Source organism: Nautilia abyssi (assembly GCF_055388085.1).
The window spans coordinates 325,865-346,257 of sequence record NZ_AP042376.1; the positions used below are offsets into that span (position 1 = coordinate 325,865).

The window sequence follows — 20,393 nt, forward strand, 5'->3', positions numbered from 1 at the left end:
AATCTACTTTATAAACTTTGTAAGTCCCAAAAGGGAGAGAAATTAGTTTTTAGTAGGGTCTACTATTTTGTTTTTAGTAATCCAAGGCATCATTTCTCTTAGTTTTTTACCTGTCTGTTCAAGAAGGCTGTTTTCTGTAAGCTGTCTTTCAGCGTTCATTCTTACATAACCCGCTTTTCTTTCAAGAATGAAGTCTTTAGCGAATTTACCGTTTTGGATTTCTTTAAGAATTTCTTTCATTGCTTTTTTGCTTTCTTCACCGATTACTCTAGGCCCGCTTACGTAGTCACCGTATTCAGCAGTATTTGAGATTGAATATCTCATGTTTGCCATACCGCCTTCATATAATAAATCAACGATTAGTTTAAGTTCGTGAAGACATTCGAAATATGCCATTTCAGGAGCGTATCCAGCTTCTGTAAGTGTTTCGAAACCAGCATTGATAAGAGCAGTTACACCGCCGCATAGAACTGCCTGCTCACCGAAAAGGTCAGTTTCAGTTTCGTCTTTGAAAGTTGTTTCAATAATTCCTGTTCTTCCTCCGCCGATTGCGCTTGCGTAAGATAGAGCCAGTTTTTTAGCTTCTTCACCGCCTTGATATACAGCGATAAGATCAGGAATACCGCCGCCTCTTACGAATTCGCTTCTAACAGTGTGACCCGGAGCTTTTGGAGCTACCATAATTACGCTTAAGTCTTCTCTTGGTTTAATTTGACCGAAATGGATATTGAATCCGTGACCGAATGCGATTGTTGCGCCTTTTTTAAGATTCGGTTCGATTTGAGAGTAGTAAATATCCGCTTGAATTTCATCAGGAAGAAGAATCATTACAACGTCAGCTTCTTTTACTGCTTCATCAACAGGAAGTACTTTAAACCCTTGAGCTTCAGCTTTTTCCCAAGATTTGCTTCCTTTTCTAAGACCTACTACTACGTCAACGCCGCTGTCTCTTAGGTTAAGTGCGTGAGCGTGCCCCTGGCTTCCGAATCCTATCATTGCAACTTTTTTGCTTTTGATTATATTTAAATCACAATCTTTGTCATAATACATATTTAGTGACATACTAAATCTCCTTTTTTTTGGAATTATAGCAAATAATTTGATATAATTGATTGTTTTAATAAAGGAGATGGTTAATGAGAAAAATAATAATACTTATACTTTTTTTAGCGTCATTATTTGCATCTCAAAATGATCTTAAAAATATGTCTTTGCTGCAGCTCTTTAATAACAAATATTATTCATATATATGTGATAAAAGATGGATTTTTATCAATAAATACAATAATAAAAGGGAAGATCTTCTTTCGCTGGTAGCATATGCCTGCTTGAAAAAAAGATATCTTACACCGGCCCTTGATTTGGCTAAAGTATTGAAAGTTACTAAAGAAGGGCGTAAAAACGCTACATATATTGTTACACTTTTTTTAATGAAAAAACTGATTATGCAGATAATTGACGATGATTTAAAAATAGGCAATATAAAACTTCCTAAAATTACGGATAACAGTTTAGGAAAAGCATTCGGTCTGATAGAAAACGGCTCTTTTAAAAGGGAAAAGAACACTCTGGAAATTAACGTCAGTAAAAATACTGTATATAAAGTATGGATAAGTCATAATAATAATGTTGTAATAGATACGATTTATAACGGCGAACTTAAAAATAGGGAGTATTATTGGTGAAAGCTGAAGAAAAATGGTTAAAAGAAAAAATAATCTCTGAAGAACAGTATAAAAAGGCGCTGGAGTATCAGCAAAAACATCCCGCTAAAAAATTTGTAGATATTTTATTTGAACTCGGATTTATTTCCAAAAAAGACTATCTTGAGCATGTTTCTAAACAGATGGGTATAAGATATATTGACGATTTGGAGCATGTAAGGCTTAGGGATATTAAGATACCTGTTAACATATTAAAACAGACCATGTCCGTTCCCGTTGAAGTTAAATACGATAAAGTTGTTGTCGCAATGGCTGACCCTCTTGACTGGAACGCACAGGCTCTTATAAAAAGATTTTTCCATGATAAAAATCTTGAAATAGTTTTAGGATTTAGGGACGATATCAGAAAAGTTATTAAAAAAGTAGAAGACAGGGAAAAAGTAAGAGAAATTTTAAATGATATAAAAAAAGAGCTTAAAGGGCAGGAAATAAAAGGCGACGAGTCCGCTATAATGAGGCTCATTAAATATATTATAGTAAGCGCAATAGAAAGAAACGCCAGTGATATTCATATAGAAGCGGAAGAAGGTGAAGCTGAAGTTAGAATCAGAATATTCGGTACTTTATATGAATTTTTGGATTTTGACGAAGAGATATTTTATGCAATTAATTCCAGAATTAAACTTTTAGCCGGTCTTGATGTAAGTGAAAAAAGAAAACCTCAGGACGGTTCTTTTTCAATGCAGTTCGGTAAAAACAAATTTGACTTCAGGGTGTCAACGCTTCCGACTATATGGGGTGAAAGCATTGTTATAAGGATACTCGATAAAAGAAGTATTTTAAAAAGAATAGATGAGATAGGTATAAGTGATAAAAATTTAAGTTTGCTTAAAAAAGCATTGTCGCAGCCTAACGGTATTTTCCTCGTTACCGGTCCTACAGGAAGCGGTAAATCTACTACATTATATGCTGCGTTAAATGAAATAAACAGTACCGATAAAAAAATAATTACTGTTGAAGATCCTGTGGAATATAAATTAAAAGGTATTCAACAGGTGCAGGTAAATCCTAAAGTAGGTTTGACGTTTGCCGGAGCTTTAAGAAGTATCCTAAGACAGGACCCTGATATTATAATGATTGGGGAGATTAGGGACCTTGAAACACTTGAAATTGCAATTAAAGCGGCAATGACAGGGCATTTAGTATTATCAACACTGCATACAAACGACGCTGTCAGCGCCGTTAACAGAATGATAGATATGGGAGCCGATTCGTTTTTGGTTGCAACAGCATTAATCGGAATAGAAGCTCAAAGGCTTGTAAAAACTATTTGTCCACACTGTAAAACAACGTATAAACCTGCCGATGTATATCTTGAACCTATAAAAAATATTTTGCCTAAAGATTCCGTTTTTTACAGAGGAAAAGGGTGTGAAAAGTGCAATATGACAGGATATGCGGGAAGAACGTTAATAACAGAAGTGTTTTTAAACGATGAAAATCTTGAATCGATGATATCAAAGAAAAAAGAAAAACTAGAACTTTTACATTATCTCAGAGGAAAGGATTATAAAACAATGTTTTATGACGGATTATTAAAGGCTTTGAAAGGTGTTACTACATTAGAAGAAGTATATAGGGTGGCTAAGCTATGAGATACTATAAAATAACATTTTTATATAAAGGAAATCAGCAGGAAGTGATTTTAAAATCTCTTAACAAAGCTGAAGCGATAATTGACGGTAAAAAAATAAATAAAGGTCTTCTTGTAAAAATAGAAGAAATACCTATGCCTTTGGAAGAAAAAATTAAGGTTGCAAAAGATATTTTTAAATCCAAAATTTTAAGAAAAAAACTTAATTATCCGTCGTATATCTCCTCCATCAGACAGCTGTCCGTATTGATAAAAGCAGGTATATCTCTTAAAGACGCGTTGGAAGATATTGCGAACAATACAAAAGACGCTTTAATTAAAGAAGTGTTTTTAAAAGCTGCGGAAGCGATTGACAGCGGTAAATCTTTATCAGACGTATTTGCGGAATATGAAGAGTACTTAGGTGGTATTTCTCTTGCAATGGTAAGACTGGGTGAACAGACCGGGGATTTGGTTATGGCGCTTGAAAGTCTTGCACAGATTTATGAAAACATGTATGAAAACAGAAGAAAAATGGTAAAAGCATTGCGTTATCCGGTTATTACGCTGTTTGCCATTGCTGCAGCATTCACGTTTTTGATTTTGGTTGTTGTGCCGAAATTTAAATCTATGTTTGATCAGCTGCATGCTCAGCTGCCGCTTCCGACTATTATGCTTTTAAAAACCGAAGATATTTTATCTAATTACGGATTTGTAGTTTTAAGTGTATTGATTATAATCATTGTAGCTGTTAATTTCTTTTATAAAATTTCTTTAGATTTCAAATATAAAGTAGATAAATTATTATTAAAAACATATTTAATTAACAAGATTATTTTATATTCATCTTTACACAGATTTTTAATGACTATGGCATCACTTTTGAAAAGTGGTATTCCTCTTGTGGACGCTTTAAAAATCAGTGAAGGTATTATTGCAAATGAGGTAATAAAAAGAAAAATTCAAGAAATTATTAAAGGAATTAATCAGGGTAGAAGCTTTGCTGAAATGGTTGCAGAGCAGGATTTAGTTAACTTTGTTGCTTTAAGAATGATCAGTGCAGGTGAAGAATCAGGGGAGCTTGATACAATGCTCGAGAGCGCAGCCGGATATTATGAAGACAGATTCCAGGATATTATTGATAATATGCAGGCTGCAATTGAACCGATTATGTTAACGGTAATAGGTGCATTGGTACTTTGGATTGCTCTTGGAATATTCCTACCTATGTGGGATTTGGCAAACGCCGCCAAAAATATTTAGTTTATTTTTCAAACTCTTCTAAGAGTTCTTCTTCATCTTTTGTATTCATTTTATAATTTTTATATTTAGGATCTTTAGCAACTTTATCTAAATCTTTTTTTAATTTATTGTATTCTATTTTTATATTCATTATTGCTGCGGCAACGCCCCAAAAAACTCCAAGCCATAAAGTCCAGGTATAGCCTGTCCATTTTTTTAATAATATTCCAATGCCTATTCCCATTAATATTGCTACGACAATGGAAATACCAAGAGAAAGCTTTTCTGCCCCCTCTACGGTTTTACCGAATTTTCCTTTTTTATGTTGTTTGTCATTCATTACAGGCTCGGTGCGATTTCTTTATATGCATTTAGTGTTGCTTCTATATCAGAATCTCTCATAACTGTGCATATAAAACCGGTTTCATATGCGCTAGGAGCAAAGTAAAAACCTCTTTTTAACATTTCGGAATGAAATTTTGCATATCTTTTTGTATCGCTCTCATTCACGTCGTCAAAGTTTTTAGGTTTTTTTGAGTTAAAGAAAAACCCAAACATGCTTCCTACAACGTTTGTCTGAATGTCTATACCGTTTTCTTTTGAAATTTCTTCAAAGCCGTTCATTAATTTTTTGGCTTTGGCTTCAAGGTCTTTATAAAGATCAGGATTTGATTTGAGTTTTTTAAGCATCGCAAGACCCGCATTCATGGCTACTGGATTTCCGCTGAGTGTTCCGGCTTGATATATCGGACCTTCAGGGCTTAACTGCTCCATTATTTCTCTTTTGCCTGCGAATGCCCCTACAGGCATTCCTCCTCCTATAACTTTGCCGAATGTTACAATATCCGCTTCTATACCGTATACATCGTAACTTCCTCTGAGACCTGCTCTAAAACCGCTCATTACTTCGTCAAAAATAAGTACCGCGCCGTTTTTAGTACAAAGTTCTCTAAGTTCTGCCAAAAACTCTTTTTCAGCCGGAACCAAACTCATATTTCCTGCAATAGGTTCTATAATAACACATCCGACGTCACCGTTTTCGAAACATTTTTTTACACTTTCAATGTCGTTGTATTTTGCAAGAAGCGTGTGTTTTGTAAAATCAGCCGGAACTCCGGGACTTGACGGTGTTCCGAATGTTGCCGCGCCGCTACCGGCACTTACTAAAAGCGAATCGCTGTGTCCGTGATAACAGCCTTCAAATTTGATAATATCGTCTTTACCGCTAACTCCTCTAGCAACCCTGATTGCGCTCATTGTAGCTTCCGTTCCGCTGTTTACGAATCTGATTAAATCCAAATGAGGGAAAAGATCAAGAACTTCTTTCGCAAGTTCCACTTCAACCGTTGTAGGTGCTCCGAAACTTACGCCTTTACTTACGGCATTACATATAGCACCTTCTATATCTTTATCGCAGTGACCGAAAATTAACGGTCCCCAGCTTTGAATGTAATCAAGATATCTGTTACCATTAATGTCAAATATATATGCGCCTTCTCCTTTTTCAATAAAAGGAGGCTCGCCGCCTACGCTTTTAAATGCTCTAACGGGAGAATTGACTCCTCCTACGATATATTTCTTAGCTTCTTCAAAAACACTCATCTCTATCCTTTTTATTTAATATTTGCTAAAATTATACAAAAAAAGGTTGCTTATGAAAATAGACGAAAGTTTGGTTAAGAGACTTGAAACACTTTCAATGGTGGAAATAGAAGACAAAACGGCAATGGCGAAAGATCTGGCTGAAATAGTTGAGTTTGTAGAAATGTTAAACGAGCTTGATACAGACGAAATAGACGCTACTTTTTCAACATTAAATAACCCGACCTATTTGAGAGAAGACGAACCTGTAAAAAATGATGTTATTGATGAAATATTAGAACATGCGCCAAAAGCGAAGGATGGTTTCTTTATTGTTCCTAAAATAATTGAATAAGGTAAAAATTATGGCACTTACATACTCCCTAGAACAGCTTTTAAAAAGTATTAAAGATTATAAAGCTTCGGATCTGCATTTAAATGTAAATGCGGAGCCGATGCTTAGGATTGACGGAAAACTAACACCTCTTAATCTTCCTAAACTCGATAAAGAAGATGTAATTGAACTTTGTTATTCTGTTCTAACAGAAAAACAAAAAGCTGCACTTGAAGACCAGTTAGAACTTGACTTTTCTTTTGAAATTCCTAAAGTTGCAAGATTCAGGGCTAATTACTATTTTGAAAGAGAAAATTTAGCGGCAGCATACAGGATTATTCCTGAAAAGCCTTTTACTTTAGACGAATTACACGCTCCTGCAATTTTCAAAAGAATAGTAAGAAGGGAAAAAGGACTTATTCTTGTAACAGGTCCAACAGGAAGCGGTAAATCAACGACCTTAGCGGCAATGATTAATGAAATTAACGAAACATTTGCAAAACACATTATTACAATTGAAGATCCTATCGAGTTTGTGCATGAACATAAAAAATCACTTATTTCCCAAAGAGAAGTCGGAAGAGACACGAAAGCGTTTTTAAATGCTCTTAGAGCTTCACTTAGGGAAGACCCGGATGTAATCTTAATCGGGGAGATGAGAGATAAAGAAACTATCGGCGCAGCAATTACTGCAGCTGAAACAGGACACCTTGTGTTTGCTACATTGCATACAAACTCTGCCGTTCAGACAATCAATAGAATTGTAAACGTATTCCCTGCAAACGAACAAGATCAGATAAGAACACAGCTTTCAATGGCTATACTTGCAGTAATTTCACAAAGTTTGCTTCCGAAGATAGGAGGAGGAAGAATTGCCGCTCATGAAATCATGATTAACAACCCGGCAATTGCAAACCTTATCCGTGAAAATAAAATTCCTCAGATTTATTCGCAAATGCAGCTTAATCAGGGTGCTACCGGAATGCAGACTATGAACCAGGTTCTTGCTGAATATGTAAGACGCCACATTATAGATAAAGAAACAGCTATGGCTTATACTACTAAACCGGAAGAGCTTAGAAAACTTATAGGCGTATAATGAAATTAAAAGTAAAAAATGAAAAGTGATCAACTGATTAATAAGGATGTATTGGTATCCTCATACGATTATAACCTGCCTGAAAATTTAATAGCCAGATATCCCGTAACTCCCCGGGATAGTGCCAAACTTCTCGTTTATAACAGAAAAACTGACAAAATTACACATACCGTGTTTAGAAATATACTTGATTTTGTGGGTGAATCTCATTTTATATTTAATAATACTAAAGTTATAAAAGCCAGAATTTTCGGAACAAAAGAAACCGGCGGAAAGGTTGAGCTTCTTTTAAACAGACCTTATAAAGACGGTTATCTGGTATATATAAGAGGGAAAGTGAAAGTCGGAACAAAACTTTTTTTTGATAAGGGACTTATGGCAGAGGTCGTTGAACTGCTTGATGACGGAAGCAGGGTGGTGAAGTTTAAAGTGAAAAGTGAAAAATGTAAAACTGAAAAAGAAATTGATTTTTTACAGTTAGTAAAAATTCTTGAAGAAATAGGGCATGTTCCGCTTCCTCCGTATATTAAAAGAGAAGATGAAAAAATAGACGAAAAAGAATATCAGACGGTATTTGCACGTAAAGTTGGAGCGGTTGCCGCTCCTACGGCAAGTCTTCATTTTACAGACGAGCTTTTAAATAAAATAGATAAAAAATCATATTTGACCCTGCATGTGGGAGCCGGTACGTTTAAACCGGTGGATGTGGAGGATATTAGAGAGCATAAAATGCACAGTGAATTTTTTGAAATACCGGAAGATACCGCAAGGATGCTTGATGGCAGTGAAGAGATAGTGGCAGTCGGAACGACCGTTACAAGAACGGTGGAATATTATGCAAGAACGGGTAAACTCTCAGGCGAGTGCGATCTGTTTTTAAACCCTCTGAATCCGCCAATTAGAGTAAATCATCTTCTTACAAACTTTCATTTGCCAAAATCTACTCTAATTATGCTCGTAGCTGCATTTATAGGAAGAAAAAAAACTCTTGAGCTATATGAAGAAGCCATAAAAAACGAATACCGTTTTTACAGCTACGGAGACGCAATGCTCATTATATGAATGTACAATGAAAAGTGAAAAGTTTAAATCACTTTTCACTTTTCATTTTTAACTTTCAACTATCTTATCTACCCACATACTAAAACTAAATTCATCCAATGCACCCATGGCTCTGTCTATTTCCACTCCGTCTTTTAAAGCAACAATTGTAGGAATACTTCTGATTCCAAACTGCATGGCTGCCTGCTGGTTTTTGTCTGTGTTGACTTTGATAAACTGGGCCTGAAGAGGAAAACTTCCTGCCACTTTATTAAATATAGGTGCAAACATCTGGCACGGACCACACCATTCAGCCCAAAAATCAATTATCACAGGAACTGTTACAGAGTTTACTATTTTTTGAAACTCGTCGTAACTGTCTACGGAAATGGCTTTATTCTCAAGCAGATTTCCTTTGCATACTCCGCATACCGCTTTTTTATATTCGTCTTTTTTAGGTAATTTATTTAAACTTTTACAATGTGGACATGCAATAACTATATTACTCATTCTCACTCCTTTATCAAAAAACTTTAGCGCTATTATATAAACTTTCGTATCAATTGTCAAATAAATTTGGTATAATTCTGTTAAGTTTAACTTTAAAGTTAAACAATGACAGCTGAAAGCTTATTTTGCTTAACAACGTTTAAATTTTGCTAAAAATTGCAAACAGCTATGGCTGCCCTTCGGGTAGGTGCAATTTTTTATATGCAAAAATTTTCACTAAATTTCGCAACGCTGTCATTTGTTTACTTTTACGTTAATGTTTATATAAGGAGATAAAATGTTCGGATTTAAAAAAGAACTAAAAAAATACGATTTAAGCGATGTTGAAAAATTCCAATACGCAAAAATTGTAACCGATAAAGGCGATATCTGGGTAAAACTTTTCCCTGAAGCTACGCCTAATACGGTGGCAAACTTCGCACATCTTGCAAAAGAAGGATTTTACGACGGACTTAAATTTCACAGAGTTATCCCGGGCTTTATGGCTCAGGGTGGATGCCCTAATTCAAAAGAAGGAGCATCAGGAATGCCAGGTACCGGAGGTCCGGGATGGGCGATAGAGTGTGAAACAGATGCTCCGAAACAAATTCACAAAAGAGGCTCCCTTTCAATGGCTCATGCCGGAAAAGATACGGGAGGCAGCCAGTTTTTTATCTGTTTTACAGACTGTCCTCATCTTGACGGGGTTCATACGGTATTCGGCGGTATAGAAGAGGGAGATGAAGAGAGTTTTAAAGTACTTGATTCAATCAAAAAAAACTATGAAATCAAAACTATAGAAATTTATGAAAAAAAAGATTAATTTAAGGATAAAGTGACAGTTTTTTTGCTGTCATTTTATTTAGTGTTTAATGTAACTGTATAAAACTTTGGATCAGATCTTTTATAACTGCAATATATATTTCTATAATTAGACAAATTGTAGTTTAAAAAAACAACCGGAAAACAACTTTCTCTTACCGAACCTTATCAAAAAAAACGTTCAACAAACATAAGGTGCCTGACACTTATTATTCATTTATTATTTTCTTCTCTTTGACTGTATTGTGTTTTATAATAATTTTATTTTTACAAATTACAAAGCAAAAAAGAAAAAAAGTTAAAGTTTGACGATTTTAGCTCCGTATCCCCCCATGTGCGGAGGTGCGTCGTGAAACTCTTTCACAAGAGGGTGGCCTTTTAAAAGCTCCGTAATTCCTTTGGCAAGGATTCCTTTACCCATTCCGTGATAAATCCATACTTCTTCGAGTCCTGCAAGAGCAGCGTTATTTAGATACTCTTCGGTTTTTTCAATCGCTTCTTCAAGCCTCATACCGTGAAGGTCGAGTTTAATGTCGACTTTGGAGGCTTTGGGTTTTATAATCTGTGCTTTTGCTTTTTTAGGTAGTCTATACGGCTCAAGGCTGTTTTTTGGAATCCAGAGTTTTTTACCGTCTATGTCTACAAGGGCGTTTTTGCCTTTTATATCGAGTATTTCCCCTATACTTGTAAAGTATTTGACTGTGTCGCCGACTTTAAATTCTTTATTAATTTCGCTTTTTTTGACTTTTATATTTGAGCGTATTTTGTTAGCTTCGTTAAGGGCCCTGTGTGCGTCTTTTACGGATTTGGCCCTTATGGCTTCTTTTGCTTTTTTAATTGCTTCATTGTATTCTTTTAAAAGGCGGTTTTTTTCTTTTTCTATGGTTTCGTTAAATTCTTCTTTTTGGCGGATCAGAGATTCTTTTAGAAGTTTAACGTCTTCAAGTTCGCTTTCAAGCTCTTTGATTTTCTGTTTTTGTTCGAATTCAAGAGCTGCCGATTTTTCTATAAGTACATCAAGTTTTTCAAGATCGTCCGAATATTCTTTTTTGGCTTTTTCTATGATGTTAAAAGGAATTCCATGTCTTTTTGCCGTTTCAAACGCGTAACTTTTACCGATGGTCCCTTTTATAAATTCATATGTCGGTTTTTGGTTTTTTTCATCGTAAATTGCTGCGAGAAGCTCTACTTCTTCATTTTGTGCAAGAAGCGTCGCAAGGCGTTTGTGGTGGGTTGTAATGACTATTCGGTTTTTTTTCATAATTTCTTCAATTATCACCTTAAAAAGACTCGCCGCCTCATTGGCGTCGGTTCCGAGTTCAATCTCATCCACGCCTATCAGGTAATTTTCTTTGAAAAAGACTTCTTTAAATTCTTTAATTCTACCCGCAAACGTTGAAATGTCGTTTTTTACGTTTTGCGGATCGTCGATTATCGGTTTTATCTCTTTAAACGAAGGAATTACGGAATTTTCCCTGATTTTCATAGGAAGCAGGTGTTTTGCCATATAAGCACTGCTCAGGATTGATTTTAAAAGCATTGTTTTACCCCCGGCGTTTACACCCGTGATAATCAGCACCTGCTTGTCCCATTCAATGTTTATAGGTTTACATTCGTTAAGGGCAGGGTGGCAGAAGTTTTTCAGCACCATTTTTTTGGTTTTGCTTGGCAGTATAAATTCAAGATTTTCGTTTTTAGCCATAAAAATACGGGCCTGGATGTGGTCGAATTTGTCAAATTCGCGGTTTATAAATTCTAAAAACTTAGTCCATTTTCTTAGTCTGTTTGAAAACTCTTTTGCTATTTCATATAGTATCTCTTCTTTTTGGCTTTTGAGGTTGTCTTCTTTTTCTTTTAGTTTTTCTATGGTTTTCGGGAAGATGTAAAAAAATCCGCTTTGGCTTCTTCCGAGAATTTCGGCGTTTATTACTTTATTGTATCCACCTCTAACTAAAAGTGTTTCTTCACCTCCCTGGACGTGTATCTGTTTGTCTACCAAAAACGGCTCAAGTTTTTTTGAATTTATATATTTGTATAACTGCTGGCGGATTTGGGCTTTTAGATCTTTTATACGTTCATTTATCATATCGAGTTCTTCAAAGCCGATTACCTCGCCTTTTTTATCGTAATGTTTGTCTATTTCAAGAATGTCCTGAGGGATTTCGATTTTATCGAACCACTCACTCAGATCCTGCCAGTTTCTTGTTTTGAGGTAAATAAAATAACGTATGATTTTCAGAAATTCAAAAATCTGGTCGTGTTTAAGCACACCGAATTTTTTAAGATGCATTATCTCCGTATCGAGGTTTTTTACACTCGGAGGAGCATTAAAATCCCTGTTTTGCAGTTTTTGGAGGTATTTGTAAAGTGATTCGATACTTCCCTGGATTTTATAATCCTTCTCCCTTGCAAAGAGGGATGTGAGTTTGTTTATGTATTCGACTAAGTCTAATTTGTTTATCATATGTTACCTTACAAAATTTATATAATCGTTTTTATATTTAACGTAATTTTCAGCGTTTTTATATATATTCGCCACTTCTTCATCGGTAAGCTCTCTTACAACCTTGGCGGGAGAGCCTAAAATCAGGCTTCTTGGCGGGAATTTTTTACCGCCTGTAACTAAAGCTCCGGCTCCTACTATTGATTCGTCTCCGATTTCGGCTCCGTCAAGGATTGTGGCACTCATACCTATAAGGCATGCGTTTCCGATTTTACAGCCGTGAAGCATTACGCGGTGTGCTATTGTTACGTCGTCGCCTATAATAGTCGGAAAACCGTCTCCTATTTTCTTTTCTTTTTCATAATGCGTTACGTGTATCATACTCATATCCTGAATGGATGTGCGTTTTCCGATTTTAATATAATGCACATCCCCTCTTATAACACATCCGAACCACACACTAGAATCTTCTCCGATTTCCACATCACCGATAATATCGGCACTCGGAGCTATCCATGCGGTTGTATGGATTTTAGGAAAGTCGTCTTTATAGCGTAAAATCATCATATCTCCTTATTTTATTTTCTTAAGCTCTTCAATTTTATCCCTCAGCATTGCTGCTTTTTCAAATTCGAGTTCTTTTGCGGCTTCGTTCATTTCTTTACGTAATTTTGCAATAATAGCTTTTTTCTCTTTGGCCGGAATTTTATTTTTGTTTTTCAGCTCTTTGGCTATTGCTTCGTATCCTTCTTCTTTTAGTGATTTGTCAAGTTTTCTAATTGTACTTTTCGGAGTGATTCCATGCTTTTTATTATATTCTTTTTGTTTTATACGTCTTGTGATTGTGGTTTTGATTGCTCTGTACATTGAGCCTGTGATTTTGTCTTTTATTTTTTCAAGTACATTTAGGTCGTCATCAAGTACTACAGGCTCTTCAATTTTTCCTGCAAACATCAATACCCGTCCGTTTACGTTTCTTGCCGCTCTTCCCATTGTCTGAATAAGACTCGTCTCACTTCTTAAAAACCCTTCCTTATCGGCATCAAGGATGGCTACAAGGCTTACTTCCGGAAGATCCAGACCTTCTCTTAGGAGGTTGATACCGATTAGCATATCGAATTCACCCGAACGAAGGCCTCTTATTATTTCATTTCTTTCCACCACGTCAATGTCAGAGTGCATATATTTAACTTTCAGTCCCATTTCAAGATAATATTTTTGAAGCTCCTCCGCCATTTTTTTGGTAAGAGTCGTTACAAGTACCTTTTCTCCTCTTTTAATTACTTCTTTGGCTCTGTCAAAAAGCGTTGCCACCTGGTTTTGGCTTGGAAGCAGCTCCACAATAGGATCAAGAAGTCCGGTAGGACGGATGATCTGTTCCGCCACGCATGTTGATATTTCAAGTTCGTATTCTCCGGGAGTGGCTGATACGAAAAGATAATGAGGGGCTTTATTTATAAATTCGTCAAATTTATAAGGTCTGTTGTCAAGCGCACTTGGCAGTCTGAATCCGTACTCCACCAATACTTCTTTTCTTGCCCTGTCACCGTTGTACATCCCGCGAAACTGAGGAAGGCTTACGTGTGATTCGTCCACTATTACAAGGTAGGGTTTTCCTTTTATTTCAAAGTAATCAAGTAAAGAATACGGGGTTTCTCCCGGTTTTTTGCCTGTAAGGTGTCTTGAATAGTTTTCTATTCCTTTGCATGTTCCGGTTGTTTCAAGCATTTCAAGATCAAACTCCGTTCTTTGTTTTAGCCTTTGGTGCTCTATTATTTTTCCCTGTTGTTCAAATTCTTTCAGTCTTTCGCCCAGCTCTTTTTCTATAGACTGTATGGCTTCAGCCAGTCTGTCGGCACCTACGATAAACTGGTTTGCGGCGTAGATTGTGATTTCTTTTAGGTCTTGCAGTTTTTCGTTTGTCATATAATCAATCGTATATATTCTGTCTATTTCATCTCCGAAAAATTCGACTCTTATTACGTCGTCTTCAAAATATGTAGGGAATATGTCTATTACTTCGCCGTTTACCCTGAAGTTTCCTCTTTCAAAATATTTGTCGTTTCTGGTGTAACCCATACTAAGAAGCCTCATCATAAACTGACGCTGGTTTATTTCATCGCCAACAGCTATTTTGGCTACCATTTTTTTATACTCAATCGGGTTACCGAGTCCATATAGGGCCGAAACGGATGCGACCACTATAACGTCGTCATATTCTAAAAGAGAAGCAGTTGCGCTGACTCTCAACCTCTCAAGTTCCGCGTTTATGGAAGAGTCTTTTTCAATAAAAAGATCCTGTCTCGGAAGATAGGCTTCAGGCTGATAATAATCGTAATAACTTATGAAGTATTCCACGTGGTTTTGAGGAAAAAATTCTTTAAATTCTGAATAAAGCTGTGCGGCAAGGGTTTTGTTGTGCGTAAGTATAAGGGTCGGGATTTGAAGTTTTTGAATGATGTTTGCCATTGTAAACGTTTTACCGCTTCCCGTAACACCTATTAAAGTATTGTATCTGTTTCCTTGCTTTATACAGCCGCTTAATTTTTCAATTGCCTGAGGCTGGTCGCCTGTAGGTTTGAAGTTTGAGTTTAATTTGAACAAAACGCTCCTTTTTATTATAATTGTGTTACTTAAGTTTGATAAAATTATATAAAAATAAAGGATAAAAATGGACCTACTTGGTAAATTAAATGAAAAAATAGATAATTTATTGAAAAAATACGAAGAACTGCAACAGGAAAACGAAAACTTAAAACTTGAACTTGAAAATACAAAAGAAATGCTTGCCGAAAAAGATACGGAACTTTTGGAATGTAAAGAAAAAATGGCGCTTAAAGAAATAGAACTTGAAGAAGTTGTAAGCAAAATTGAAGCAATTCTCGGCAAATGAAAAAAATATCCCTCTCGGTTTTAGGTGAAAAATTTGAAATAGAACTTGAGGATGAGTTTTTTGAATTTGTAAAAGAAGATCTGTTAAAAATTCAGCATCCGACCCCTAAAGAACTTCTTTTTTTGGTTTTAAAAAACAAAAAAGAAATTTTTGAAGTAAATAAAAAGATAAAGGATTTAATCTCTAAATTGGAGCAGAAATGAAAAAAGCTTTTACATTATTAGAAATAATATTTGTAATAGTTATAATTGGAATATTAGCCGGAGTTGCCGTACCGAGGTATTTTGCATTAGGACAAAAATCACATGAGGCAGTATTGATTTCTTTCGTAAAAACATTAAACAGGACAACTGGAGAAGATTTGTGGTCTAAAAGCATAAGTGAAAATAAAAACGGCAGTATTACACATCTTGAAAACAGCGAAGGTTATCAGTTCTTAAGCAGGTATATTGAAATTCCTCCAGAAGTTAATGCGTCTAGTATTGATTTGACAAGGTGTGGCAATGAAACATATAACACTGTAATGACAGCGGATGTAAAAGTTGCCGGAGAAGAATATAATATTACATGCAAAGACGGTACGGCTAAAAGTGCCCCTTACTTTAGATTAATAAGACTCAAAGACGGTAAAATACTTGTAAATCGTTAAAAATAATATTAAAATGAATATTGTGTGACACAAAAATGATATTTATTAAATAAAAGTTAAATAACTAACAAATAGTTGACAAATTTTCAATTTTATATGATATAATTGTAATAAATAAATTAAAGGAGTTTAAATGAAAAAAGCATTTACGATGATTGAACTGATTTTCGTTATTGTTATCTTAGGTATTTTAGCAGCAGTTGCATTACCGAAATTTTTAGGTGTAGCTCAACAGGCACATGAAGCAAATTTAAAATCATTTGTCGGTACATTAAACAGAACTGTGGCACCTACATTATGGAGTGATTCTATTAGTAGTAGTCATGATGGTAATATATCATATACTGCTTTACAATATGATAAAAATAATAATCCAGATGGTAATCTTACAAAATACATAGATATACCAAAAGAAATTTTAAAAATGGATTTATCATATTGTGATAGTACAACTTCATACAAAATTGTTGGAGATGCAGATAAAAATGTTGCAGGAAAAGATTATTTTATTGCATGTATAGGTGGTAATGCTAATCAGGCACCAAAATTTATTCTTTTAAGACAAACTGCAGGTACTGCACCAGCTAATTTAGGTGATGCCAATTCAACTGATATCAATTCTACATCAACAACTGCTTCATTTACTGGAACAAGTACTAGTGAAACAGGTACAATCTTAAAATAAGGGCTTTTGCTCTTATTTTAAATAACTTGAAGGTAGAAAATGAGAAAATCTTTTACGATGCTAGAGCTTATTTTTGTTATAGTTGTGATTGGAATACTTGCAGGAGTTGCAATCCCGAGATTGTTTAGCGGTGTAAGCGATGCCGAGATTGCAAAAGTAAAAACAGACGTAGCTACTATACGTACCGCAATATCTACTAAATACGGTAAAAACGTAATGGAAGGTAATGATGTATGCCCTACATTGGAAACTTCTACTACAGATAATCAACTTTTTGAAGGAATTTTAACTTATCCTATTAAGCAAAACAGCGGAACTGTAAAATGGGATGGTAACGGAACAGATTATAATGTTTCACTTGATGGTGGAAAGTTAGTAATCAAATTTCATTATGACAACAACACTGCAGATAACTGTAAATTCTCATGTGTGTCTAATTGTGATAAAATAGGTGAATGAAATATTATGACATAGCGGTTATAAATACTCCGAATACTTTTACTTACCAGTCTGAAAATGATTTAAATACAGGTGACGTTGTTGAAATTAAAGTTAGAAACAGAGAGGCTTTGGGATATGTGATAAAAGAAGTCCAAAAGCCTGATTTTGACTGCAAAGATGTTATATCTAAAATATATTCGTTTTCTCCGAATAAACAAAAAATCATCGATTTTATTTTTAAATACTATTTTGCTCCTCTGGGGGAAGCGGTGGGACTGTTTTTTATAAGTGAAAAATTAAAAGTGAAACATGAAAAGTTATGTATAAATGTTGATATTAATTTAACTGATAAACAACAGGAAGCATTGAAGTTTTTACAAAAAGAGGATGTTTCAATTCTTTTCGGTGATACCGGAAGCGGTAAGACGGAAATATATATTAAATTAATTGAAGAAGTGCTACACGGCGGTAAGCAGGCGCTTTTTTTACTCCCGGAGATTGCAATTACTTCACAGATGGAAAAAAGGCTTAAAAAATATTTTGGAAACAGCCTTGCCGTATGGCACAGTAAAATAACAAAAAAGAAAAAACAGCAAATCCTTTCCGGAATAGCAAAAGGTGAGATTAAAATTGTGGCGGGTGCCAGAAGTGCTCTGTTTTTACCACTTGAAGAGCTTGGATTAATAATCGTCGACGAAGAACATGACGACAGCTATAAAAGTGAACAGACTCCAAAATACAACGCAAAAGATCTTGCAGTATATTTCGGTAAGGTTTACAATGCCAAAGTGGTACTCGGAAGTGCGACACCTCTAATCAGTGATCTTTATAAATTTCCACATTTCAGACTGAAAGGAACGTTTTACAATACTAAAAAAACAAGATATTTCAGAAGCAGTTTTGATGATTTTACCATACAAAAAATAAAAGAAACAATTAAAAAAAATAAACAGGTTATAATATTCCTTCCGACACGAGCAAATTTTAAATATATGATATGTGCCGAGTGCGGCAAGGCTGTGAAATGTAAACATTGTGACGTGGCAATGAGTGTTCATAAAAACAAAAGGGCGCTTGTCTGCCATTACTGCAATTACAGTATGCATATTCCCTCAAGCTGTGAATACTGTGGAAGCGTGGAGTTTATAAACGAAAGAATGGGTACGAGTGAATTTTTGGAAGTTTTAAAAGAGATTTTCCCAGATGCCGTTATAGAAAAATTTGACAGGGACGTTATTACTTCCAAATCCAGAGTTGATAAACTGCTAAAAAGATTCGCAAATAAAGAAATAGATATTTTAATAGGTACACAGATGCTCAGTAAAGGCCATGATTATCCGGATGTTGCGCTCTCAATCGTGCTTGATATAGATTTTGTGCTTAACAGTGCAGATTACAGAGCAGGGGAGAGAGCATTTGCCCTGGCACGCCAGGTCGAAGGTAGAGCCGGAAGAAAAGAAGACGGGGAGGTCATTATTCAGACGCTGAATCCCGAATTTTTTGACAGAAGCTATGAGGAATTTTATGAAGAAGAGATACAAAACAGAAAAGATCTCGGATACCCTCCGTTTAACAGACTTATAAAAATAGAATTTCAGGACAAAGACAAAATAAAAGCCAAAGAAAAAATGGATAGGTTTTTACTCTGTCTTGGCAACAGGTCTGAAATTGTTGGATTCGGTGAAGCTCCTATATTCAAAATCAAAAATATATACCGATACCAGGTACTGCTTAAAGGCAAAAACCTTCATAAAATCATATATCCGTGTGTGGATATTAATGAAATGAAAGTGGATGTAGATCCGGTCAGCTTTGTTTAAGCTCTTCCGGATTTACTGCTACTTTGTAATTAGGATCGTCTTCTTCGTATGTGCAGTAAGGACCTGCGACTTTGAGGAGTTTTTTACACTCATTACTTAAGTGTCTGATTGTAAGTTTTTTGCCGTTTTCCAGATATTTTTTGGTGATTTTGTCTATGGCTTCAACGCCGCTTGAGTCTTTAACACGTACGTTTTTAAAATCCATAACTACTTCGTCAGGGTCGTTTTTAACATCAAAGCTTTCTATAAAACTTTTTGCACTTCCGAAAAACAGAGGGCCTTCAAATTCATAAATTTTTCTGTCGCCTTCCATTTTTGTTTTGAAATAAACTTTTGCGTGTTTCCATGCAAATACAAGTGCTGATATAATAACTCCGCTTATTACAGCCACCGCAAGGTCTGTAAAAATTGTGATCAGAGTTGTGGCTATTAAAACGAATGCGTCTTCTTTGGGCATTCTTTTGAGTCTGTCAAAACTTGCCCATTCGAATGTTGCAATACTTACCATAAACATAATTCCGACAAGCGCGGCAAGAGGAATCTGTTCTATATATTTTGCTAGTGCCACGACAAACAGAATTAAAAGTATGGCTGCAAATGCGGCACTGAGTCTTCCTCGCCCGCCTGATGTGTAGTTGATTACACTCTGTCCTATCATTGCACATCCCGCCATTCCACCGAAAAGTCCGCATGTTGCGTTTCCGGCTCCTAGAGCTATAGCTTCTTTGTTTCCGTTTCCTCTCTCACCGCTCATTTCTTCTAAAACCTCTAAAGTAAGAAGAGATTCGATAAGTCCTACAAGTGCCATAATAATTGCATACGGCAGTATAATTTTTAATGTCTCAAGATTAAGAGGTGCAACTGGGATGTGAAAATGAGGAAAACTTCCGCTGATGTGTGCTAAATCTCCTATTTTTTTCGTATCAAGGTTAAATATAAGAACAAGCGCCGTAACCGCAATTATAGCGCCGAGTCCCGCAGGGATGGCTTTTGTAAATTTAGGTAAAAACCACATAATTGCCATGGTCAATGCTACCAGAATATACATTATAGGGCCTTCATTTTTAAACATGGGAAACTGTGCCATGGCTATAATGATTGCCAGCCCGTTTACAAATCCGTAAACTACAGGCATAGGTACAAGACGTATAAATTTTGCAAGTTTAAATACACCTACAAGAATCTGAATAATTCCGGCAAGCACTGTTGCCCAGAAAAGATATTCAACACCGTGCGTTGCAACAAGAGAAACCATTACAACCGCAACGCTTCCCGTAGCGCCGCTTATCATTCCGGGTTTTCCTCCGAAAAGAGCTGTAATCAGACCTAAAATGAATGCAGTATATAAACCTACAAGAGGAGAAACTCCGGCTATGATACTGAATGCAATTGCTTCCGGGACAAGTGCTATTGCCACGACTGTTCCGCTCAGTAACTCGTTTTTTGTATTTTTTGCGTTATAATTTTGTAATATCTTAGAAAACAAGTATAATCCTTTTAAATTTTTCGAGGCGGAATTATAACATATAAGGTTGGTTAAGTTGTTGAGGTTAGAGA

General features: G+C 35.6%; 21 protein-coding genes. 13 read left to right on the plus strand and 8 right to left on the minus strand.

What is annotated here, in order from left to right:
* Positions 1-42 precede the first annotated feature (42 nt).
* Entirely contained in the window at positions 43-1,062 is a 1,020-nt protein-coding gene (gene ilvC, locus ACZ5EP_RS01665; RefSeq protein ID WP_127680786.1) for a ketol-acid reductoisomerase, read from the minus strand.
* A 74-nt stretch (positions 1,063-1,136) separates the two neighbouring features.
* Here ilvC and ACZ5EP_RS01670 point away from each other — a divergent pair, with 74 nt between their 5' ends.
* Genes ACZ5EP_RS01670 through ACZ5EP_RS01680 form a run of 3 tightly spaced genes read left to right on the plus strand, consistent with a single transcriptional unit; the run spans position 1,137 to position 4,560 of the window.
* Complete coding sequence (locus tag ACZ5EP_RS01670) at positions 1,137-1,685, plus strand: hypothetical protein (RefSeq protein ID WP_464509176.1); 549 nt, start codon at positions 1,137-1,139, stop codon at positions 1,683-1,685.
* A complete protein-coding gene (locus ACZ5EP_RS01675) occupies positions 1,682-3,319 on the plus strand; it encodes a GspE/PulE family protein (RefSeq protein WP_464509629.1) in 1,638 nt (545 codons plus the stop codon). Before ACZ5EP_RS01670 ends, ACZ5EP_RS01675 begins: the two co-directional genes overlap by 4 nt.
* Entirely contained in the window at positions 3,316-4,560 is a 1,245-nt protein-coding gene (locus ACZ5EP_RS01680) for a type II secretion system F family protein (RefSeq protein WP_464509177.1), read from the plus strand. The genes ACZ5EP_RS01675 and ACZ5EP_RS01680 overlap by 4 nt, the downstream gene beginning before the upstream one ends.
* A 1-nt stretch (position 4,561) precedes the next feature.
* Here ACZ5EP_RS01680 and ACZ5EP_RS01685 read toward each other — a convergent pair whose 3' ends face one another.
* Both ACZ5EP_RS01685 and hemL read right to left on the minus strand, forming a co-directional pair.
* Positions 4,562-4,879 (minus strand): AtpZ/AtpI family protein, encoded by a 318-nt coding sequence (locus ACZ5EP_RS01685; RefSeq protein WP_127680780.1) that lies wholly within the window; start codon positions 4,877-4,879, stop codon positions 4,562-4,564.
* Positions 4,879-6,141, minus strand: coding sequence for a glutamate-1-semialdehyde 2,1-aminomutase (gene hemL / locus ACZ5EP_RS01690; protein ID WP_464509178.1), 1,263 nt, complete (start codon positions 6,139-6,141; stop codon positions 4,879-4,881). The genes ACZ5EP_RS01685 and hemL overlap by 1 nt, the downstream gene beginning before the upstream one ends.
* Before the next feature lie 52 nt (positions 6,142-6,193).
* On the opposite strand from hemL, the gene gatC reads away from it, so the two are divergent.
* From gatC to queA, 3 genes are read left to right on the plus strand one after another with little or no spacing between them, the layout of a single operon-like run.
* Positions 6,194-6,475, plus strand: coding sequence for an Asp-tRNA(Asn)/Glu-tRNA(Gln) amidotransferase subunit GatC (gene gatC / locus ACZ5EP_RS01695; RefSeq protein WP_127680776.1), 282 nt, complete (start codon positions 6,194-6,196; stop codon positions 6,473-6,475).
* Positions 6,476-6,485: 10 nt separating this feature from the next.
* Positions 6,486-7,553: a type IV pilus twitching motility protein PilT gene (locus ACZ5EP_RS01700; RefSeq protein WP_127680774.1), complete on the plus strand. Its 1,068-nt coding sequence runs from the start codon at positions 6,486-6,488 to the stop codon at positions 7,551-7,553.
* 18 nt (positions 7,554-7,571) lie between these two features.
* A complete protein-coding gene (gene queA / locus ACZ5EP_RS01705; RefSeq protein WP_464509179.1) occupies positions 7,572-8,615 on the plus strand; it encodes a tRNA preQ1(34) S-adenosylmethionine ribosyltransferase-isomerase QueA in 1,044 nt (347 codons plus the stop codon).
* A 48-nt stretch (positions 8,616-8,663) separates the two neighbouring features.
* Here the strand turns inward: queA and trxC are convergent, their stop codons facing one another.
* On the minus strand, positions 8,664-9,104 hold the full coding sequence (trxC, locus tag ACZ5EP_RS01710; RefSeq protein ID WP_464509180.1) for a thioredoxin TrxC: 441 nt from the start codon (positions 9,102-9,104) through the stop codon (positions 8,664-8,666).
* A gap of 277 nt (positions 9,105-9,381) precedes the next feature.
* On the opposite strand from trxC, the gene ACZ5EP_RS01715 reads away from it, so the two are divergent.
* Positions 9,382-9,906, plus strand: coding sequence for a peptidylprolyl isomerase (locus ACZ5EP_RS01715; protein WP_464509181.1), 525 nt, complete (start codon positions 9,382-9,384; stop codon positions 9,904-9,906).
* A gap of 297 nt (positions 9,907-10,203) precedes the next feature.
* Here ACZ5EP_RS01715 and ACZ5EP_RS01720 read toward each other — a convergent pair whose 3' ends face one another.
* The 3 genes from ACZ5EP_RS01720 to uvrB are packed head-to-tail and all read right to left on the minus strand — an operon-like array spanning position 10,204 to position 14,952.
* Positions 10,204-12,369: an endonuclease MutS2 gene (locus ACZ5EP_RS01720; protein WP_464509182.1), complete on the minus strand. Its 2,166-nt coding sequence runs from the start codon at positions 12,367-12,369 to the stop codon at positions 10,204-10,206.
* Between the two features lie 3 nt (positions 12,370-12,372).
* Positions 12,373-12,912, minus strand: coding sequence for a gamma carbonic anhydrase family protein (locus ACZ5EP_RS01725; protein ID WP_464509183.1), 540 nt, complete (start codon positions 12,910-12,912; stop codon positions 12,373-12,375).
* Between the two features lie 9 nt (positions 12,913-12,921).
* Positions 12,922-14,952: an excinuclease ABC subunit UvrB gene (gene uvrB, locus ACZ5EP_RS01730; RefSeq protein WP_464509184.1), complete on the minus strand. Its 2,031-nt coding sequence runs from the start codon at positions 14,950-14,952 to the stop codon at positions 12,922-12,924.
* Positions 14,953-15,019: 67 nt separating this feature from the next.
* Between uvrB and ACZ5EP_RS01735 the strand changes: the two genes are divergently transcribed.
* The 6 genes from ACZ5EP_RS01735 to ACZ5EP_RS01760 all read left to right on the plus strand — a co-directional run bounded on the left by ACZ5EP_RS01735 (position 15,020) and on the right by ACZ5EP_RS01760 (position 18,836).
* Positions 15,020-15,241, plus strand: coding sequence for a hypothetical protein (locus tag ACZ5EP_RS01735; protein ID WP_015902682.1), 222 nt, complete (start codon positions 15,020-15,022; stop codon positions 15,239-15,241).
* Positions 15,238-15,444 (plus strand): hypothetical protein, encoded by a 207-nt coding sequence (locus ACZ5EP_RS01740; protein ID WP_127680762.1) that lies wholly within the window; start codon positions 15,238-15,240, stop codon positions 15,442-15,444. Before ACZ5EP_RS01735 ends, ACZ5EP_RS01740 begins: the two co-directional genes overlap by 4 nt.
* Positions 15,441-15,890, plus strand: coding sequence for a prepilin-type N-terminal cleavage/methylation domain-containing protein (locus ACZ5EP_RS01745; RefSeq protein ID WP_464509185.1), 450 nt, complete (start codon positions 15,441-15,443; stop codon positions 15,888-15,890). The genes ACZ5EP_RS01740 and ACZ5EP_RS01745 overlap by 4 nt, the downstream gene beginning before the upstream one ends.
* Before the next feature lie 133 nt (positions 15,891-16,023).
* Complete coding sequence (locus ACZ5EP_RS01750) at positions 16,024-16,575, plus strand: type II secretion system protein (RefSeq protein ID WP_464509186.1); 552 nt, start codon at positions 16,024-16,026, stop codon at positions 16,573-16,575.
* Positions 16,576-16,614: 39 nt separating this feature from the next.
* A complete protein-coding gene (locus ACZ5EP_RS01755; RefSeq protein WP_464509187.1) occupies positions 16,615-17,034 on the plus strand; it encodes a type II secretion system protein in 420 nt (139 codons plus the stop codon).
* Positions 17,031-18,836 (plus strand): primosomal protein N', encoded by a 1,806-nt coding sequence (locus ACZ5EP_RS01760; RefSeq protein WP_464509188.1) that lies wholly within the window; start codon positions 17,031-17,033, stop codon positions 18,834-18,836. The genes ACZ5EP_RS01755 and ACZ5EP_RS01760 overlap by 4 nt, the downstream gene beginning before the upstream one ends.
* On the opposite strand, the gene ACZ5EP_RS01765 is transcribed toward ACZ5EP_RS01760, so the two are convergent.
* Positions 18,823-20,322 carry a SulP family inorganic anion transporter gene (locus tag ACZ5EP_RS01765; RefSeq protein ID WP_127680752.1) on the minus strand — a complete coding sequence of 500 codons (1,500 nt, stop codon included), beginning with the start codon at positions 20,320-20,322 and terminating at the stop codon, positions 18,823-18,825. The genes ACZ5EP_RS01760 and ACZ5EP_RS01765 overlap by 14 nt on opposite strands.
* Positions 20,323-20,393 lie beyond the last annotated feature (71 nt).

What these genes read in the sequence shown, in the direction of transcription:
- ACZ5EP_RS01725 (WP_464509183.1), bottom strand. Translation starts at nt 12,912, where the DNA reads ATGATTTTACGCTATAAAGACGACTTTCCTAAAATCCATACAACCGCA.
- gatC (WP_127680776.1), top strand. Translation starts at nt 6,194, where the DNA reads ATGAAAATAGACGAAAGTTTGGTTAAGAGACTTGAAACACTTTCAATG.
- ilvC (WP_127680786.1), bottom strand. Translation starts at nt 1,062, where the DNA reads ATGTCACTAAATATGTATTATGACAAAGATTGTGATTTAAATATAATC.
- ACZ5EP_RS01685 (WP_127680780.1), bottom strand. Translation starts at nt 4,879, where the DNA reads ATGAATGACAAACAACATAAAAAAGGAAAATTCGGTAAAACCGTAGAG.
- ACZ5EP_RS01720 (WP_464509182.1), bottom strand. Translation starts at nt 12,369, where the DNA reads ATGATAAACAAATTAGACTTAGTCGAATACATAAACAAACTCACATCC.
- ACZ5EP_RS01750 (WP_464509186.1), top strand. Translation starts at nt 16,024, where the DNA reads ATGAAAAAAGCATTTACGATGATTGAACTGATTTTCGTTATTGTTATC.
- ACZ5EP_RS01700 (WP_127680774.1), top strand. Translation starts at nt 6,486, where the DNA reads ATGGCACTTACATACTCCCTAGAACAGCTTTTAAAAAGTATTAAAGAT.
- ACZ5EP_RS01755 (WP_464509187.1), top strand. Translation starts at nt 16,615, where the DNA reads ATGAGAAAATCTTTTACGATGCTAGAGCTTATTTTTGTTATAGTTGTG.
- ACZ5EP_RS01670 (WP_464509176.1), top strand. Translation starts at nt 1,137, where the DNA reads ATGAGAAAAATAATAATACTTATACTTTTTTTAGCGTCATTATTTGCA.
- trxC (WP_464509180.1), bottom strand. Translation starts at nt 9,104, where the DNA reads ATGAGTAATATAGTTATTGCATGTCCACATTGTAAAAGTTTAAATAAA.
- ACZ5EP_RS01740 (WP_127680762.1), top strand. Translation starts at nt 15,238, where the DNA reads ATGAAAAAAATATCCCTCTCGGTTTTAGGTGAAAAATTTGAAATAGAA.
- hemL (WP_464509178.1), bottom strand. Translation starts at nt 6,141, where the DNA reads ATGAGTGTTTTTGAAGAAGCTAAGAAATATATCGTAGGAGGAGTCAAT.
- ACZ5EP_RS01735 (WP_015902682.1), top strand. Translation starts at nt 15,020, where the DNA reads ATGGACCTACTTGGTAAATTAAATGAAAAAATAGATAATTTATTGAAA.
- queA (WP_464509179.1), top strand. Translation starts at nt 7,572, where the DNA reads ATGAAAAGTGATCAACTGATTAATAAGGATGTATTGGTATCCTCATAC.
- ACZ5EP_RS01680 (WP_464509177.1), top strand. Translation starts at nt 3,316, where the DNA reads ATGAGATACTATAAAATAACATTTTTATATAAAGGAAATCAGCAGGAA.
- ACZ5EP_RS01745 (WP_464509185.1), top strand. Translation starts at nt 15,441, where the DNA reads ATGAAAAAAGCTTTTACATTATTAGAAATAATATTTGTAATAGTTATA.
- ACZ5EP_RS01760 (WP_464509188.1), top strand. Translation starts at nt 17,031, where the DNA reads ATGAAATATTATGACATAGCGGTTATAAATACTCCGAATACTTTTACT.
- ACZ5EP_RS01715 (WP_464509181.1), top strand. Translation starts at nt 9,382, where the DNA reads ATGTTCGGATTTAAAAAAGAACTAAAAAAATACGATTTAAGCGATGTT.